This window comes from Mesotoga sp. UBA5825 (genome assembly GCF_002432955.1).
Taxonomy (GTDB): domain Bacteria; phylum Thermotogota; class Thermotogae; order Petrotogales; family Kosmotogaceae; genus Mesotoga.
On record NZ_DJHG01000093.1, the window covers coordinates 18,366 to 18,773 of the forward strand.

The following is a 408-nucleotide window of genomic DNA, read 5'->3' on the forward strand; positions in this document are numbered from 1 at the left end:
GACAGTCTGTGGAACATTGCACAGGCTTACGGTGTCACAGTAGATCAGCTGAAGGAAATGAATCCTCAGGTCAAGAACTGGGACCTAATATTCCGAGGGGATGAGATAAAGATACCTCTCTCACTGGATAATCTCATGGCTAAGGCATCAATCGCTACTCATTTCGGCTTGAATCTTGGGGTAGACTTTCTCGTTGATTCAATTGAATCGAACTTCGGAAGCTATGATTACGGCTATGCCAACCCGGGAATGGATCTGACCGTCCCGCCGAATTCCAGGATAACCGCCTTTCTTCCCGGTAAAGTTATTCTCTCGGAGCGTGTAAACGATCTTTACGGTGAGATGGTTGTTGTCGATCATGGGAACAACCTTAAGACTGTCTATGCACGCCTGGGAAGCCGAACGGTT

1 protein-coding gene is annotated in these 408 nt (G+C 47.5%); it reads left to right on the plus strand.

Features of this window, described 5'->3' with window-relative positions; genetic code table 11:
- On the plus strand, positions 1-408 hold a 408-nt coding region (locus tag B3N33_RS09250), incomplete at both ends, for a LysM peptidoglycan-binding domain-containing protein (protein WP_292593113.1).